Raw genomic sequence first — 13809 nt, forward strand, 5'->3', positions numbered from 1 at the left:
TGATCCGAGGCGCCGCATGCTGACATATGCCATCAGGCGGTTGTTCCTATCTATTCCGACGCTTCTGTTCATCAGTTTCGTCATCTTCATGCTGCTCCAGCTGGCCCCGGGCGACCCGATGGCCCAGGTGCCGCTGACTGTCCCACCAGAAGTAAAACAGAAGATGCGCGAAGCGCTTGGTGTGGGGGAACCCGCCCTTGTTCAATACTGGAAATGGCTGGTTCAGGTCTTTTGGATCGAACCGCAAGTCGCCATTGACGCCATGTTCGGCACCAATTGGTCCGAAGGCAAACAACGTGTGATCAGCTGGCAGACCCGGTCGCCGGTGATGGACATCGTAATCCAGCGTATCCCCCAGACCCTGTGGGTTGTGGGTGTGGCCTATGTGGTTGCGATCCTGATCGCCCTGCCCATCGGTATCTATTCGGCCTATCGTCAGTATTCGGTCTTTGATCAGGCCGGGACTTTTGTGACGATGATCGGCTTTTCTATCCCACCGTTCTTTACCGGCCCGCTGCTGATTGTGATCTTTTCGGTGCAATTGGGATGGTTCCCGTCGATCTATGACACCACCCATGTGGTCAATGATTGGGCAAGCTTCAAAGAACAGCTGCAACAGATGATCATGCCGGTCATGGTTCTTGCGTTGCAGATCACTGCGATGCTCAGCCGCTACATGCGTGCCTCGATGCTTGATAACCTTGGCCAAGATTACGTGCGCACCGCCCGCGCCAAGGGGTTGAGCGAGAGCGCCGTGGTTCTTGTCCACGTGCTGCGCAATTCCATGATCCCGGTTGTGACCGTGATTGCCCTTGGTATTCCGTCGATCTTTGGCGGCGCAATCATCACCGAAAACGTGTTCAAGGTGAACGGCATCGGCCAGCTGTTGTTGACCTGGCTCTTTGCCAACGACCTTCCCGGTGTTATGACCCTGACCTTTATCTTTGCCGTGCTCATCGTGCTCTTCAACCTGATTGCAGACATCCTCTACGGCCTGCTCGACCCGAGGATCCGCTATGACTGAGACCATTGCCCCAATCGAAGCCCTGAAAGACAAAGGCCCGGACAAACCGCCACGGTCCCGTTGGAAAGATGTCTGGGACCAGTTCAAAAAGCACAAAGGCGCGATGTTCGGTCTTGGCTTCTTGATGTTCATCACTTTGGCCGTGCTAATTGGCCCGTTCCTGTGGGATGCTGATCCGCAAAAGATCGACATCCGCAACAAGAACATGCGCCCGATCTATACGGCGATCTGGGATGGTGATGCCAAAGTTGGTTGGAACAAACCATTGGGTTCAGATCAACTGGGCCGCGATCAAATGGCGCAAATCCTCTCGGGTGGGCGTGCGTCGATGGCGGTTGGCTGGGCGGCGATGGTGCTGTCTCTGCTGATTGGCACCGCGATTGGTGTGGCTGCGGGCTTTTACAAAAAGCTTGATGGCCTGCTGATGCGCACCACAGATTTGTTTCTGGCGCTGCCGGTATTGCCGCTCTTGTTGCTGGCGGTGACCTTGTTCCGACAACCGCTCACGTCGACCTTTGGGCCCGAAGGCGGGATGTTTATCCTGATCGTATCGATTATCGCGGTGACCTCTTGGATGCCGACCGCGCGGATTGTGCGTGGTGATGTTCTGGCGATCAAAGAGCGCGAGTTTGTTCTGGCGGCGCGCTCGATTGGTACCCTGCCCGGCAAGATCATCCGCCGTCACCTGTTGCCCAACGTGCTGTCGCCGATTCTGGTGTCGGCGGCTTTGGGTCTGGCAACGGCGATCATCACCGAAAGCGCGCTCAGCTTCCTTGGCGTTGGCTTCCCGTCTGACTTCCCCACATGGGGCAAGATGCTCGCCGATGCTGTGGTGCGGATGGAGGAATACCCCGAGCGGGTTCTGCTCCCCGGTATTGCGATTTCTTTGACGGTTCTATCGGTGAACTACTTGGGTGATGGCTTGCGCGACGCGCTCGACCCGCGCATTCGCGGACGCTAACACCCCTTGACATAGATGAATATGGGCGGCCCTTGGGTCGCCCTTTTCTTTGCCCTTCTCCCAGTGACAATGGACATCCTTTTGGCTGGAGCTCGCCCCAATGTTCGCTTATTGTTCTTCATAAATTTAGTGGGAGGATACTATGATCAAGGGAAGTTGTTGCTGCGGAGCCATTCAGATTGAGCTGGCCGCGCCACCGTCGATGTTGGGCAAATGCCATTGCACGCGCTGTCGCAAACTTGGGGTTGGTGACCTTGTCTTTGTCAAAAAGGCCGATCTGACGCTTTTGCAAGGCCGTGAGGCGATAACAGTGTTTGAACCAACTGAAGCCTACACATACAGGCGATGTTTTTGTAAAATCTGCGGCACGGGCCTTGGTGAGATCCTGTCAGATGACGAAAGCTTTCCAATCTCGGCACATGTGTTGGATGACGAGATCACCCTGCCGGTCAAATTCCATGAGTTCACTTCCGAAAAACCCGAGTGGTCGGCGATTGGCGATGACGCACCGCAATTCACCCATCATCCGGGGTGACAGATAAATAAGGATGCAGGCGGTTACGCTTGCGTCCAGACCGAAACCTTTGACCTTGCCAACACCTCAACCGCAGAACAGTCCTCCTGCAAAAACCCAGAATAACAGAACTCCATCCCGACAAACATGCGAATGCGTGCATGGAAGGCGCTTGCCAAAGCGATTTTTGACCGTCAAACGGAACGCTGTTCCAAACCCGGAGACCGTCATGTTCGAATCGCTTGGCTTTGAAGAGCTGACTGCACCACAGGTTGCAGTCTATTTCGCCTTGATCCTAGGGGCGCTTTTTGGCGTGTTGGCAGAGCGCACCAAATTCTGTTTTCGCCGCGGTTTGGTCGGTGAAGATCGCAGACAAGCGATGGGTGTTTGGATGACCGCCCTTGCCGTGGCCATCATCGGCACCCAAGGTGCCGTTGCTGCCGAGCTGATTGCCTTTGATGAGCATCGTTTCATGGCCTCCGAACTCCCCTATGTCGCGATCCTGATCGGTGGGGCGATGTTTGGCGCTGGGATGATCCTGACACGCGGCTGTGCTTCGCGCCTGACGGTCCTGTCCGCAACTGGCAACCTGCGTGCCTTTGGCGTTTTGGTCCTCTTTGCCATCGTCGCCCATGCGACACTCAAAGGGGCCTTGGCCCCGGTGCGTACGGCTCTGACCGGCATCACCTATGACATGGGCGACGCTATTAGTCTTGCCGCGCTTCCCGGTGGGGCGTTGGTCTGGTCCGGCGTGATCGCCTTGGCCGCTCTGGCCATTGGCCTGCGCTCTGGCAACCGTCCAACCACCCTGATCCTCGCGGCTCTGCTCGGCGCGCTTGTGCCGCTCGGCTGGGTTGGAACCGGCTACATCCTTTATGATGACTTCGACCCAGTCGCGATGGAAAGCCTCGCCTTCACCTCGCCTTGGACGGACACATTGTTCTGGACGGTCGCCGCCTCCTCCATTCCTGCCAACTTCGGCCTTGGCCTGATTGGCGGCACCTTGTTGGGGAGTTTTCTCTCCGCCGCCGCCGGTCGTCGCTTGGCTTGGCAGAGCTTTGGCAATGCGCCCGAAACCCTACGCTATATGGCCGGTGCGGTTCTGATGGGCTTGGGTGGCGTGCTGGCGGGAGGGTGCACCATTGGTGCCGGTCTCTCCGGTATTCCAACGCTATCCGTTGCCGCCCTGCTCACACTTGCGGCAATCACAGCCGGGGCTTTGGCGACAAACGCAGCACTGTCCCGCTCCACTCAAGCAGCGGCGGTTCCCGCGGAGTAACCCGCCAAAGCTTCTTCTTTCCCTAAATATCCCGGGGGTCCGCGCCTTGGCGCGCAGGGGGCTGGCCCCCTTCCCCAACATCCAGGCCACGGCTTCACTAGAAACCTAAACCCAAAGCCACCCGTTACATGTCCGGCCCGGATTGATCCCCGCCCGCATCTACCTTGTGCTTGATGCGCCGGATCATCCACCACACCAGCCCCACAACCGGCAACACCAAAAGCGCGGTCATCATCCCCTTAGAGAGCCCAACCGCGCCCGCCAAAGGGTACATAAGATAGCCCGCCAAGGACACGGCGTAGTAGCTGATCGCAACCACCGAAAGCCCTTCGACGGTTTCTTGCAACCGCAATTGCAACTCGGCGCGTTGGTTCATGCTGTGCAGCAATTGTTGGTTCTGCGCCGAACGCCCAACCTCAACCTGTGTGCGCAGCAAATCCGCGGCACGGGTGGCGCGTTGCACCATGCTGTCCAATCGCACACCGGCGCTTTTGACGGTGCGCATCGCCGGATCATAGCGGCGCATCATAAACTCGGCAAAGGTCTGGCGGCCTTTGTAACGTTCTTCGCGCAGCACCTTGATCCGTTGATGGACAATAGCCTCATAAGCCCCGCTGGCCCCCATCCGAAACGATGTGCGCGCCGAGAGGCTTTCCAATTCGGTCGACACTTGCAAAAGCGCGCGCAGCGTCGCCTCTTCTTGACCATCATCATTGGCCATCAACTCCATGAGCCGCATCAACTCACCATCCATTTCGGCGAGCCGTGGCCCGATATCGCGCACACGGGTAAAGCCAAGCATCGACATGGCCTTGTAGGTTTCGATCTCGCACAGCCGTTGCGCGATCCGCCCGGCGCGACGTTCACCGACGCTATCGCGCACAAACACCGCAAAGCGTTGATGCCCTGACGGATCAATACGGAAATCCCCGGCGACCACGGCATCGTCATCAAGCACCCGACTAACGGCAAGGCTTTCGGGAACAAACCAATCCGACAAGTGTTTGTCGATGTCCTTGTCGGGCACGCGCGACGCAATGCGCAGCATCGCCGAAGTCACACGCACGCCGGGCGCATCCATCAACCAATCGCTTGGGAACACGTCAAAATCACTGGGATCAAACGGCTTTTCGCCCAGCCCGGATAGAAAAACCGTATAGGTCACAAACTCGGTATGCTGTTCCCATTTCAACATATGCTGGCCGATTTGCCCGGAGTAATGCGTCGCGCCCGGTTGCGGATGGGCCGCCCCGTATCGGTCAAGCAATGCAACCAAATGGACCAAATCCTGAGACCGGTCCCGTGATGCGGCATCCTTTGGCTGTTTGATGGCCAAATAGATCGCCCGACACGGCGCGCTGAGCGAGGGGAACGGCCGGGCGTGCAGTTCGTTGGCCAGTTTGAAACGCAGCGGATGGTCTTGGATCGGGGGCATGGGCGCAACCTTTGCAGTTTGGCGGAACATGCGCAGAGCGCGCGGGCTTGTAAAGAAGGAATTTGTTTTATTTCAACATCTTACAGGAATACAATTGTATACCGCATCTTTGATGTACCTTAGCACAATCACCGCAAAGGCCGGTAACGGCTTGTCATTACATAGTCTTTGCGCGGGCCGCGAACCGCCCATTGGCACGACCAATTCGGCCATTGGCCAAAATCATAAGAGGCATCATATTGGTCCGGATCACACCAATGCGCGCTCTCGCCGCCGTCCGCGGGTACCGAATGAAAGTAGCGACCATCGTCAAAATAGACCCGCAGATCATTGCCCCAGCGATAGCGGCGCTCTGATCGGAACTGCCCTTGTCCCGGCATGACCAATTGCCCCATCTCGAGATAATTGGCGCCGTCATCATCCGCATCCCAACGGGCGGTTCCCTCAAAATGCGCTTGTGATCCGTCCGCTTGCCGGATGTCCCGCTCAAGGGACCAAACGCCAAGAAAATCGCTTAACTGCCTCAAAAACCTATACCTTTTCCCAAAGGGAATTGCCGCTTTTTGACGTAAAGTCACCTTGCTTAAAACTTTGTTTACATATTGGACACAATTACCTCAAATCCTCCCTATTTGCGCCTAGCTAACCGCCTATACCAAATACAGGCCGCAAAGAAACGGCCCCCATAAGCAGTCTTTAGGATCAAGGTTATGTTTTCTCATCTCTCTCGCAGCTTGTTTTTGCTGTCCATCTGGATGCTAACCGCATCAGTTCAGCCCTCAACACATCAAACTGCGCATATTCTTGCCAGTTTGTTTCCGGACCACACGACCCAAGCGTCACAAGATACCCCGTCTCTCCAAAGCTTGTAATCGCCTCTTTTCCTTGCTGACTGGGTCACTGTTTGGTGGCCCATTTGGCCGTTTGAGAAACCTTTTTGATCCCCTTTGCGTCGCCCTCCTCAAACCCCCAATGGCAAATAAAACCTGATCAGGGCAATCAGTCTCAGCCCCCTGCCCTTGTGACATGGGCGGTGTCGGTTTATGACGCCCCCGCTCGCCCCAATAACTCACAATAAGGTTTGCCAATGATCCCGCGTTATTCCCGCCCCGACATGGTTGCCATCTGGTCCCCTGAAACCAAATTCCGCATCTGGTACGAGATCGAGGCCCATGCCTGTGACGCACAGGCCAAGCTGGGTGTGATCCCACAAGAAAATGCCGACGCGGTTTGGAAAGCCAAGGATGTCGAATTTGACGTCGCCCGCATTGATGAAATCGAAGCTGTCACCAAACATGACGTCATCGCCTTCCTGACCCATCTGGCCGAACATGTTGGCTCGGACGAGGCACGTTTTGTCCACCAAGGCATGACCTCCTCCGACGTCCTCGACACTTGCCTCAATGTTCAGTTGGTGCGCGCCGCCGATATCCTGATCGAAGATATGCACAAGCTGCTCGCTGCGCTGAAAAAGCGCGCGATTGAGCACAAAGACACCGTTCGTGTTGGCCGCAGCCATGGCATCCATGCCGAGCCGACCACCATGGGCCTGACCTTCGCGCGTTTCTATGCAGAAATGGATCGTAACCTATCGCGTCTGCGCGATGCACGGGCCGAAATTGCCACCGGTGCGATTTCCGGCGCTGTAGGCACATTCGCCAATATCGACCCCGCCGTCGAAGAGCATGTCTGTGATCAGCTTGGCCTGATCCCAGAGCCGATCAGCACACAGGTTATTCCGCGTGACCGCCACGCGATGTTCTTTGCTGTCCTCGGTGTGATCGCCAGCTCGATCGAAAACGTCGCCATCGAAATCCGTCACATGCAGCGTACCGAAGTTCTTGAAGGTGCTGAGTTCTTCTCGATGGGTCAAAAGGGCTCGTCGGCGATGCCACACAAAAAGAACCCGGTTCTGACCGAAAACCTCACCGGTTTGGCGCGTCTGGTGCGCATGTCGGTGATCCCGGCGATGGAAAACGTCGCGCTTTGGCATGAGCGCGATATTTCGCATAGCTCGGTTGAGCGTGCGATTGGCCCTGATTCCTGTGTGACACTTGATTTCGCACTGGCCCGTTTGACCGGCGTTATCGAAAAAATGCTGATCTTCCCTGAGAACATGCTCGACAATATGAACAAGTTCCCCGGTCTGGTCATGTCACAGCGCGTGTTGCTGGCCCTGACCCAGGCGGGTGTGTCGCGCGAAGATGCCTATGTCATGGTTCAGCGTAACGCGTTGAAAGTCTGGGAATTCCGCACTGATTTCCGCGAAGAGCTTTTGGCCGACGAAGACGTGGTCAAGGCGCTTGGCACCGATGGGATCAATGAAAAATTCGACATGGCCTACCACACCAAACACGTCGACACGATCTTTGCCCGCGTGTTCGGCGAAGACTAATTTCGCAAAATAGCGAATTTATGGTATCCTCCGGGGATCATCCCCCGGAGGAGAACCGCAAAATGACATTCAAAACTGTTTTTTCTGTTCTGGCATTGGCCCTGACGCCCGTTTTAGCATCGGCCGAATGCTCTTCTAATCATGCTCAAATGATGACCTGCGCCGAAGGCACGGTTTACGATGCCACGTCGCAAAGCTGCAAACCTGTCTCTAGCTGACGCATTTGTTTAAAATTGGCCATTTAGCCAAACAAGCTTAACGCGCCAGAAACCTATCGGCGTTACCTCTTGTTGCAACTTCCCTGCGATTAAGAGGACCGCAATGACAGCTCTTGCTCTTCCTGGCCCTATTGGCTCTGTTCCGGCTGGCTTGTCGCGCAAAACCAAAGCCGCGATTGTCGTTCAGTTTTTGCTGAACGAAGACGCGGATATTCCGCTCACGGATCTGCCTGATGACCAACAGGCGGAGCTTACCCTTTTGATGGGTAACATGCGCTATGTAGATCGCGAGACGCTCAATAATGTGATTGAAGAGTTCTCAAATGAACTCGAACAAATTGGCCTGTCTTTTCCGGGGGATATGGCCGGTGCTTTGTCCGCATTGGATGGCAAAATCAGCCCACGCACGGCGATGCGGTTGCGCAAAGAGGCGGGCGTGCGTCAAACCGGTGATCCGTGGCAACGGATCAATGCGCTTGATGTCGAACGAATTGAAGAATTGGTAAATTCCGAAGCCACCGAAGTCGCCGCGGTGATGATGTCGAAAATTGACGTCGGCAAAGCCGCTCAGGTCTTGGCCAAGCTGCCCGGTGACAAAGCCCGGCGCATTTCCTATGCCGTTTCAATGACAACCGGCGTGACCCCGGATGCGGTTGACCGAATTGGCCTTGCCATTGCGGCACAGCTGGATGCCGAGCCCCCGAAAGCCTTCAAAGCCAAACCAGAGGAACGGCTGGGCTCCATCCTGAACTACTCGAACTCCGCAGTGCGAGAAGAGTTGCTTGGCGATTTGGAGAAAGAAGACGAAACCTTTGCCAATGCGGTGCGCAAAGCCATCTTTACCTTTGGCAATATCCCAGAGCGTTTGAACGCCATTGATGTACCCAAAATCACCCGTGACGTGAAACCAGAATCGCTTGCCACGGCGATTGCTGCAGCCAGCGACGGCAACGAACAAGAACAGCGTGCCGGTGATTTCTTGTTGGAAAACATGTCCAAACGAATGGCCGACAACATCCGTGAAGAGGCCGACGCGAAGGGTGCTGTGAAGCCAAAAATCGGCGAAAAGGCCATGAACGAAGTGGTCGCCGCGATCCGTGACTTGGTCAATGTCGGTGAGATCGAATTGCTCAACCCCGACGAAGAGGAATAAAAGAGCAGCGCTTGCCGCCATCACAGGCACAGCTTAAAACAGGTCTCAACATCGAATGAGGCCCAGTTTTGGCAAAATCAATAAAGGCAAAGCGCCAGCACGGCGGTTGGCAAGACTGGATCGCAGATCGCGCGATTCGCAGTTTGATTTGGATAGCCTTGCAGTTTCCAATCAGGACCCGCCTCAAGCTGGTGAGTTGGACAGTCCGGCGGTGTATCTCGCCGCTTGCCGGTTGGCACAGGCGTATCTACGCCAATCTCGACTATGTCTGGCCTGATTGCCCCAAGGACAAGCAAGCGCGCATCGCCGAAGATGTGATCGACAACGTGGCGCGGGCTTTTATCGAAAACTACGACATCCCTGAAATGATGGAGCGCAGCGCCAAGGCATTTGTCAGCGGACCGGGCTTGGCCGCAATTGAACAAGCCAAGGCAGATGGACGTCCCGTGATGTTCGTGATGGCTCATTTCGGCGCAACCGAATGCGCCCGCTGTTCCCTTCTGGCGCGTGGGTTTCAAATCGGTGGGCTGGTCCGGCCAATGTCCAACCCCTATTTCAATAAGCATTACGTTCAAAACATGCGTGATATCTGTGAACCGGTTTTTGAACAGGGGCGCAAAGGTACACTTGGCCTCATCAAACACATCAAAAAGGGTGGCATGGCTGTCCTGTTGTTTGATGTCTATGACAGCTCGGCCCCTGTGATCGACTTTCTTGGCAAACCCGCGCCAACAATGACATCGGCCGCTGAAATCGCTCTGCGCACCGATGCGTTGTTGGTGCCGGTTTTCGGCATTCGCCGTGAGGGTGGCTATCATTTCGACACAGTGGTCGAAGAGCCAATTCCCCACGGTGAGCCGATCGACATGATGCGCGAAGCCACGCGCCGTTTAGAAGCGCGGATCGACGAGAATCCGGGGCAATGGATGTGGATTCATCGGCGTTGGAAACCCGAACGCCAAGCCCGGCGTCAGCGCAAACGCGCCGCTGCCACAATGTCACCGTGACCGGGTTCCTGTAGGATCACGACCACAGGCTCATCGCCCTTGAGGGATAGGTTGGCCTCATAGGTCCCCTGCCCGTCCCAACGCGCAACCTTTTGCCAATCCTTGACAATATGGCTGTAAGCGAGCGAACGACCGGCGTTTTCACCCCGGGTGATTTTGACTTTTTCAAGCGGTTCGTAGCGGACGATGTGGATGTCGCAAGGTTCACCGGTTTGCAACGATGTTGCTTTGATCAAAAGCTTGCCGCCTTTGCGCGTGACATCAAGATCAACGCGAGGTGCGCGTTTGGCATGTTTGCGGATCAAATCGGTGACCTTCATCGGGCGTGACCCGACCACGTCTTCGGCCCCATTCACCACCATTTGAGGCGTGTAAATCGTGCGCCATCCACCGGCACGGGCATATCCACGCTGGCGTTTGGTGAATTTGGGCTGAGCGAAGACATCTTTCCAGCCGATGTAATCCCAATAATCGACATGAAGCGCCAAGGGAATCACATCGTCACGCCCGGCCAATTCATGCAAAAGCGCATCAGCAGGCGGGCAAGACGAGCACCCTTGCGACGTATAAAGCTCTACCACCACAGGGTTTTCCTGCGCCCAAAGCGCCCCTGAAAACGCCGTCCAAGCGGCAACTGTCATGGGAATGATCTGAGGGATGAGCTTGCGCATGGGTATTCTATTCTCCGTCTCTGTCCCCTTGGTGTAAAAGAGAGCGGGCTGTCATGCCAATCACTCATTTGCGACCACGTTGTGACAACCCAAGCGAGTTTGGACGAAACTTCCTTGGTATATCAACCCCGCGACGCCATATTAATGTAGACATCTTTCGTCCGTTTTCGGCACGGGCAGAAAGGGCAATTCGAAACACGTTTCTTTTCACGTCACGATCCCATCGGAGGTTATCATGCCCATTACCGTAGGCCAGGACAGCGCCAAGACGCGCAAAACACTCACAGTTGGTGACCAGTCGGTTTCCTATTACTCCATCCCTGCCGCACAAGAGGCCGGGCTAGGCGACTTTTCCGGGCTGCCCGCTGCGCTCAAAGTGGTTTTGGAAAACATGCTGCGCTTTGAGGACGGCAAGACCGTCACCGTTGAGGATATCAAAGCCTTTGCAGACTGGGGCGAAAACGGTGGTAAAAATCCACGCGAAATCGCCTATCGCCCTGCGCGCGTTTTGATGCAAGATTTCACCGGCGTTCCGGCGGTTGTTGACCTTGCAGCCATGCGCGATGGCATTGTCGCGCTCAAAGGCTCGGCCGCCAAAATCAACCCCTTGGTGCCTGTCGATCTGGTGATCGACCATTCGGTGATGATTGACGAATTCGGCAACCCGCGCGCCTTTCAGATGAATGTTGATCGCGAATATGAACGCAATATGGAGCGGTATACCTTCCTCAAATGGGGCCAAACCGCCTTTGACAATTTCCGCGTGGTTCCCCCCGGCACCGGGATTTGCCATCAGGTGAACCTTGAATACCTTGCCCAAACCGTTTGGACAGATACCGACCAAAACGGTGATCAGGTTGCCTATCCCGACACTCTGGTTGGCACCGATAGCCACACTACCATGGTGAATGGTGTTGCCGTTCTGGGCTGGGGTGTTGGCGGGATCGAGGCCGAAGCCGCCATGCTGGGCCAGCCGATTTCGATGCTGATCCCCGAAGTCATCGGGTTCGAACTCACCGGCGCAATGGTCGAAGGGACCACCGGCACCGACTTGGTTCTCAAGGTCGTCGAAATGCTGCGCGCCAAAGGGGTGGTCGGCAAATTTGTTGAATTCTATGGCGAAGGGTTGGACAGCCTGCCCTTGGCGGATCGGGCCACCATCGCCAATATGGCCCCCGAATACGGTGCGACCTGTGGTTTCTTCCCTATTGATGGCGAAACCCTGCGTTACCTGCGCAATACCGGCCGGGATGAGGCGCGCGTGCAGCTTGTCGAAACCTACGCCAAGGAAAACGGCTTTTGGCGCGGGGCGGAGTATGCGCCGATCTACACCGACACATTGACGTTGGATATGGGCACCATCGTTCCCGCCATTTCCGGCCCCAAACGCCCACAGGATTTTGTTGCGCTTGATGGCGCTGACGTGGCCTTTAACGATGAGATGGCCAACACGTTTAAACGCCCAATGGGCAAGGAAGTCGCGGTTGCGGGCGAAGATTACACGATGGAATCGGGCAAGGTTGTCATCGCGTCAATCACGTCCTGCACCAATACATCGAACCCCTATGTGATGATCGGCGCCGGGTTGGTGGCGCGCAAGGCTGCGGCTTTGGGTCTAAATCGCAAACCCTGGGTCAAAACCTCTCTGGCTCCGGGTAGCCAAGTTGTTTCGGCCTATCTTGAGGCTGCGGGCCTGCAACAGGATTTAGACAAGATCGGTTTCAACCTCGTGGGTTACGGCTGCACAACCTGCATCGGCAATTCCGGTCCGATCCAGAAAGAAATCAGCGATGCGATTGCCGAGGGCGATCTTGTGGCCACCTCGGTCCTGTCGGGGAACCGTAACTTTGAAGGGCGCATTTCGCCGGATGTGCGTGCCAATTACCTCGCCTCGCCGCCTCTGGTCGTCGCCTATGCGCTTGCCGGGACCATGGACATCAACCTCGCCCAAGACGCCATTGGGCAAGACAAAGACGGTAACGACGTTTTCTTGAAAGACATTTGGCCCAGCAACCAAGAAATTGCCGAGCTGGTCGAGAAAACCGTGACCCGCGACGCCTTTCTTGAAAAATATGCGGATGTGTTCAAAGGCGACGAAAAGTGGCGCGGCGTCGAGGTGCCGGATCAGGAAACCTATGATTGGCCGGCCCAATCGACCTATATCCAAAACCCGCCCTATTTCCGCGACATGGGGTCCGAGCCGGGCGTCATTAGCAATATCGACGGGGCCAAGGTTTTGATGGTTCTGGGCGATATGATCACCACCGATCATATCTCGCCAGCGGGTTCCTTTGCGCAATCAAGCCCGGCCGGTCAGTATCTTACCGAGCGTCAGGTCGCCCCGCGTGACTTTAACTCTTATGGCTCGCGTCGAGGCAACCACGAGATCATGATGCGCGGCACGTTCGCCAACATCCGCATCAAGAACGAAATGCTTGATGGTGTTGAAGGTGGCTTTACCAAAGGCCCGGATGGTCAACAGACCTCGGTCTTTGACGCGGCTATGGCCTATCAAGAGGCGGGCACGCCCTTGGTAATCTTTGGCGGTGCGCAATACGGGGCCGGGTCGTCGCGCGACTGGGCGGCCAAGGGGACGAACTTATTGGGGGTCAAGGCGGTGATCGCCGAAAGTTTTGAGCGCATCCATCGCTCCAACCTTGTCGGGATGGGGGTGATCCCCTTCGAATTCACCGGTGGCGATACACGCAAAACTCTTGGTCTTACCGGAGCGGAAACCGTTTCGATATCCGGATTGGATTCTGTGCAACCGCTCCAAGACGTGCCCTGCACCATCACCATGGGCGACGGAACGGTCAAAGAGATCACCCTGAAATGCCGGATCGATACCGCGATTGAGATCGAATACATCGAGCATGGCGGGGTGCTTCACTACGTGCTGCGCGATTTGGCCAAGTCGTAAGACCGTTGGATTGAACCCACGGTATGCTAAAAAAATGCATGGAGGTGCCTAAAATGGTTATCTTCATGCGCCAATACGAGCCAACCACCCTTTCAAGCCGCAATTTTTCAAAGAGTATGTGATGGTTTTAGGCCTTTCAAACCGTGCCAAAATCGAAGATCGCCTGAAAATGTTACTCGTTGCGTTCTGTGTCCCTTTTTTTCTATTCCTTCATTTTACCCCTTTCATCACA

General features: G+C 55.7%; 12 protein-coding genes. 9 read left to right on the forward strand and 3 right to left on the reverse strand.

Annotated features, from left to right (window positions below):
- Positions 1-16 precede the first annotated feature (16 nt).
- The 4 genes from Q1A43_RS05270 to Q1A43_RS05285 all read left to right on the forward strand — a co-directional run bounded on the left by Q1A43_RS05270 (position 17) and on the right by Q1A43_RS05285 (position 3778).
- A complete protein-coding gene (locus Q1A43_RS05270; protein ID WP_299925023.1) occupies positions 17-1024 on the forward strand; it encodes an ABC transporter permease in 1008 nt (335 codons plus the stop codon).
- Complete coding sequence (locus Q1A43_RS05275; RefSeq protein ID WP_299925026.1) at positions 1017-1985, forward strand: ABC transporter permease; 969 nt, start codon at positions 1017-1019, stop codon at positions 1983-1985. The genes Q1A43_RS05270 and Q1A43_RS05275 overlap by 8 nt, the downstream gene beginning before the upstream one ends.
- A 142-nt stretch (positions 1986-2127) precedes the next feature.
- A complete protein-coding gene (locus Q1A43_RS05280; protein WP_299933221.1) occupies positions 2128-2520 on the forward strand; it encodes a GFA family protein in 393 nt (130 codons plus the stop codon).
- A 208-nt stretch (positions 2521-2728) separates the two neighbouring features.
- Positions 2729-3778 (forward strand): YeeE/YedE family protein, encoded by a 1050-nt coding sequence (locus tag Q1A43_RS05285; RefSeq protein ID WP_299933222.1) that lies wholly within the window; start codon positions 2729-2731, stop codon positions 3776-3778.
- A 124-nt stretch (positions 3779-3902) separates the two neighbouring features.
- Here the strand turns inward: Q1A43_RS05285 and Q1A43_RS05290 are convergent, their stop codons facing one another.
- Positions 3903-5213, reverse strand: a complete 1311-nt coding sequence (locus tag Q1A43_RS05290; protein ID WP_299933223.1) for a DUF3422 family protein — start codon at positions 5211-5213, stop codon at positions 3903-3905.
- A gap of 128 nt (positions 5214-5341) precedes the next feature.
- A complete protein-coding gene (locus Q1A43_RS05295; RefSeq protein ID WP_299933224.1) occupies positions 5342-5740 on the reverse strand; it encodes a DUF6314 family protein in 399 nt (132 codons plus the stop codon).
- 560 nt (positions 5741-6300) lie between these two features.
- Between Q1A43_RS05295 and purB the strand changes: the two genes are divergently transcribed.
- From purB to Q1A43_RS05315, 4 genes are all read left to right on the forward strand, one after another.
- Positions 6301-7608: an adenylosuccinate lyase gene (gene purB, locus Q1A43_RS05300; RefSeq protein WP_299929027.1), complete on the forward strand. Its 1308-nt coding sequence runs from the start codon at positions 6301-6303 to the stop codon at positions 7606-7608.
- Positions 7609-7670: 62 nt separating this feature from the next.
- Positions 7671-7826, forward strand: a complete 156-nt coding sequence (locus tag Q1A43_RS05305) for a carbohydrate-binding module family 14 protein (RefSeq protein WP_299933225.1) — start codon at positions 7671-7673, stop codon at positions 7824-7826.
- A 103-nt stretch (positions 7827-7929) separates the two neighbouring features.
- Positions 7930-8979, forward strand: a complete 1050-nt coding sequence (locus Q1A43_RS05310; protein WP_299929033.1) for a FliG C-terminal domain-containing protein — start codon at positions 7930-7932, stop codon at positions 8977-8979.
- Positions 8980-9047: 68 nt separating this feature from the next.
- A complete protein-coding gene (locus Q1A43_RS05315) occupies positions 9048-9986 on the forward strand; it encodes a lysophospholipid acyltransferase family protein (protein ID WP_299933226.1) in 939 nt (312 codons plus the stop codon).
- On the opposite strand, the gene Q1A43_RS05320 is transcribed toward Q1A43_RS05315, so the two are convergent.
- The gene (locus Q1A43_RS05320; protein ID WP_299929038.1) at positions 9950-10657 is read right to left on the reverse strand and encodes a thioredoxin family protein; all 708 of its coding nucleotides are present in this window, start codon (positions 10655-10657) and stop codon (positions 9950-9952) included. The genes Q1A43_RS05315 and Q1A43_RS05320 overlap by 37 nt on opposite strands.
- A gap of 235 nt (positions 10658-10892) precedes the next feature.
- Between Q1A43_RS05320 and acnA the strand changes: the two genes are divergently transcribed.
- On the forward strand, positions 10893-13577 hold the full coding sequence (gene acnA, locus Q1A43_RS05325) for an aconitate hydratase AcnA (protein WP_299933227.1): 2685 nt from the start codon (positions 10893-10895) through the stop codon (positions 13575-13577).
- Positions 13578-13809 lie beyond the last annotated feature (232 nt).

Source organism: uncultured Pelagimonas sp., from assembly GCF_947498515.1.
Lineage (GTDB): Bacteria > Pseudomonadota > Alphaproteobacteria > Rhodobacterales > Rhodobacteraceae > Pelagimonas.